Source organism: Succinivibrio sp. (genome assembly GCF_045124615.1).
GTDB lineage: Bacteria > Pseudomonadota > Gammaproteobacteria > Enterobacterales > Succinivibrionaceae > Succinivibrio > Succinivibrio faecicola.
In genome coordinates this window covers 1-4,127 of sequence record NZ_JBGVMC010000164.1, presented here as the reverse complement: position 1 = coordinate 4,127, position 4,127 = coordinate 1, and the positions used below count along the sequence as shown (strand labels likewise).

Below are 4,127 nucleotides of genomic sequence, written 5' to 3'. Positions count from 1 at the left end.
AAATTTCTATAATGCACCTCTTGTTTTTGCAGTGCTTGCCAAAAAAGATGAAGCATGGCATAGACCTTTTGATGGAATGGTGAGCGATCAAATAGACGCAAGTATTGTTACTGATCATATGATGCTTGAGGCTACAGAACTTGGTTTAGGCTCTGTATGGATTTGTTATTTCAATCCAGAAATAATAAAAAATGCTTTAGACATTGATAATGGATATGAGGTTATCAACCTGCTTGCAGTCGGATTTGAGGATGAAAAGTCAAAAGTAGTTCCTAAAAAACGCAAAGAACTTTGCAGTCTTGTAAAACAGATCTAGAAAGAAATTTGATACAACAATATTAAGCTGTACAGACTGACTGTACAGCTTTAAATTTAATCAGTTTTTATAAGCTTTTTTCAGCAAGAATTCCTGCTTTTAGCGTTTCTATAAATTCGCCTTTTTCAAGGTTTTTAACATTGACATCAAGCTGATTGAATGGAATTTCAATACCATATTGAGCAAACTGTTTTAATGTTTCTCTAGACAGATAATCAGTTGTCAGCTTTCTGTTTGCAATCTGTGTTACATAAATATCACATGTAATTGTTACCGCACTTTCATCTAATGATGAAACGTATACTAAAGAAGCATGCTCCTTTGAAATATACTGACATCTGTTGATTATTCCCTTGAGCAGTGATTTTGCCTTTTCAACATCTGCTCCGTAGGCAATTCCAACTACAAAAGACATCTTTGTGATCTGGTTTGATAATGACCAGTTTGTAAGCGCAGAGGTAATGAATTCCTTATTTGGGATCATAACTTCCTTGTTCTCAAAAGAAAGAACTGTAGTTGAACGGATTCTGATTTTGCTTACAGTTCCTGATAATCCGTTCAAGGTAATAATATCTCCAACACGAAGCTGTCTTTCAAACAGAAGGATAATACCAGATACGAAATTAGCAAAGATTTCCTGAAGACCAAAACCTAGACCTACAGATAACGCTGCAACTAGCCATTGCAGATTTTCCCATTTGATTCCTATAGCACCAGCTGCAAATATACAGCCGATACCAAGTATCAGATAGGAAGAAATTACCTTTACGGTATAACTTGTACTCTTCTGATTTTCGCCTTTTTTGAGCAGGAATAATTTTTCGAGAATTAAAGGAAGATTCTTGTTTAATATTCCGGTAATTACAATGACAATAACTGCAAAAAGCACATTGGCAAGAGAAAGGACATTGGTTACTACTACCTGACCGTTAACAACCTGTTTATCAGAATATAGAGTGATTGTTTCAAGGTATCTTAAAACTGATGCAAGATCGTTCCACTGGAAATACATAAGGAAAACAGTGATTATCAGCAGAGCAGTATTTACAATTCTGAATATCTTTGAGCAGATGTAACCTGGTGCCATATTCAGCTGAGAAACTATGCTGTGATTTTCCTTATCATCGTTAGTGTTTGTAAAACTCTTGTTGATGTACACATAAATCATTCTGTGTACAGTCTGGCTTACGATATAGTAGCCAAGAGCAATATAGCATGTATAAGCAACTCTGTTAGTTAGCTTTACAATGGTATACAGATATCCTGATGAAACTGAAATAATAGCAACAAGACATATTGCAATAGCAACAAAACTTAAGGTAATTGATGATAATGTTGTATTTTTCAGATCATTAATCTTTGCAAGTAACTCTCTTGTAAAAATAACAAGTAGTGCAATAAAGGACAGCAACACAACAAGATATGATGTGATATCTGAATAGATGAAGTTTGAATCTGTTTCTGCAACATTTGCAAAGATTAACAGAGGAATTGCAAACATCCAGATTTTTGTGCACTGCTGTCTGAATTTTTTTAGTTTGTATGGTTCAACACAAAAATGTCTTTGTACTAAAGCATTTGGTTTTAGGATCTGTGAAAAGAATACAAACACAAATATATGAAGAACCATGGTCAGAATGATGAAGCTCTGTTTTTCAGTAGTAGCCAGAGCACAGCAAATGACAACTGTTCCAAGTAAAATCAACCAACATAATCTTGGAACCATGAACAGAATATTTGTAATCAGAGCAAGAGGGGTTACAAAAATCGAATCAGAACTTCTATCAAGTCTTAAGGCAAGTTCATTATTGATCCTTGAAATAAAAGGTCTGAATGCAAGCAGAATGAGACCGAAAAACATGAGCGGAAGAATAATGATTACAGATGTATGCACTGTATGCTTAATGAATTTCTCGCTGTTAAATTTGGTAATAAGGTTTGCAGACTCATACTTAACAGCAGGGATACACATTGAGAAGAATTCTACGCCTAATCCCTGATTTGATTTAACCCAGAAAAGCTGCTCAGAAATTTTTGAGTTAATCTGATTGTTTATCTCGTTGTACTGTGTGTATACAACCTTAAGTTCAATAATGGTTGTAAGCTCGTTTGCTATAACCTGATATAGTTCATTGATAGCCAGTCTCTTTTCTGAAACAAGAGTAACAAGATCTGTCTTATAGGAAGATAATGAAGGCTCCTTTCTTATTTCTTCTTGTACTGCTGCTTCAATATCAGTTAGTTTTTCAAGCTGATCTCTTAGCTCAAAGATATAAATATTTAAATTTGCAAGTTCATCATCAAGATTATAATTCAGTTTTATATCAGGCAGATTTGTCAGCTGACGGTTGAGTAGTCTTGATAGAACTAAAGTCTGACCTAATTCGTTTATCTGTTTATCAAGACTTTTTGCAATTTGATCGACCTTACTGTAGGCAGAATTTACCATCTGAAGATCATGCAGATAGGTTGTATCCTTTGTTCTGTTAATAGAAACGTAGCTTTTAATTCTATCTATAGATTCAATATATTTTTTTAATGATGGATGTTTTTTTGCAATCAAATTCTGATTTGCATATTCATCTTCATTTACGTTTGTTTTATTTATAGCAAGCGATAGTTTTTTTACATCTTGTTCAAGACGTTGAAGTTTGAGAGATGTTATTTTTAGCTTGTAAGTTGTGAGATCTTGCAGTGTTGATATATTGTTCAGACTCTCTTTTAAAAAATCATTTTCAAGATTTGCTCTATATATAAGAGTAGCTAATATCTTGTTGTCAAAATCATCAGTGCTTGGCTTTTCATCGATTTTAAGAAGATTCTCTTTTGCACTTGATGTATTTGCAGTTACTGTATTTTTTGCTTTCTCTGGTAATGTTTGAACATAATCGCGAGCTTTTACAGCAGATGAAATTTCAATTTGCGCTGTTGCAAGTGCACTGTTAGCTTTTTCAAGTTCTGTCTTTAGCTCATCAGCGCTCATTTTTGAAATTCTTTCATCGCTGATAGGAGTAGCATTCTGTTCTGAAGCGTAGTTTTTCATAAGAACAGCAAGCTTCTGCGATGGATTCTTTAAAGAAGCATCAAGTTTGTTCTTTGCATCTCTTAATTCATAGATTTTATTTAAAGCATCTATACCTTGATAGTAAAGACTTTTCTTTAATTCCTTAGTTTCATCTGAGATTGTTGTATCTGAAGAAAGATCATTTAACTGTTTGTTAATATCTGATATTTCTGGCAGGTTGATGTTTCCTATGGAAGTTTGGAGTGAAAGCTGCTGTGCAGTACAAATTGTGCTGAAGAAAAAAAATAGTGCGAATATAAATTTTTTCATGAAAAAGCCATTATGTTTGAATATTCTTAATAATCATGAAAATTATAATTAAAAATAATTATAAAAGACATAAAAGGAAGAAAATAATGTTATGCGATAGAATTACTGTCAATACAATGTTGACTCGCAAACCTATATATTTCATGAAAATTATACGTTTTTGTTAACAGTTACATTACTCTATATATGAAATTTTTGTTGTTTTTATTTTATATTTTTATTTTCTTAAATTATAAAATATTAGTGTCTAGAATAGAATTTTATATATTTTATTTCTAATTTTTTTATATTGTGATATCTTCAATAAGTCTTTATTTTGGGATGCTATAAAATGTTGATAGATCTATTCACAACTGACAACTTCAAATTGCTTTATCTTTTGTATGAAAATCAGTCTGTCGTCTTAGATAAAAAAGTTATTCCACTTACACAAAGTGAGATAAGTGAAGCGCTAGGAATGTCAAAAGCAAAGATTAA

2 protein-coding genes are annotated in these 4,127 nt (G+C 32.4%); one reads left to right on the top strand and one right to left on the bottom strand.

Annotated elements, in window-relative coordinates; all coding sequences use genetic code 11:
• Nucleotides 1-316, top strand: a 316-nt coding sequence (locus ACJML3_RS04410) for a nitroreductase family protein (protein ID WP_406020950.1), incomplete at its 5' end; no start/stop codon positions are given.
• Nucleotides 317-383: 67 nt separating this feature from the next.
• On the opposite strand, the gene ACJML3_RS04405 is transcribed toward ACJML3_RS04410, so the two are convergent.
• Entirely contained in the window at nucleotides 384-3,650 is a 3,267-nt protein-coding gene (locus ACJML3_RS04405) for a mechanosensitive ion channel domain-containing protein (protein ID WP_406020948.1), read from the bottom strand.
• Between the last annotated feature and the right edge of the window lie 477 nt (nucleotides 3,651-4,127).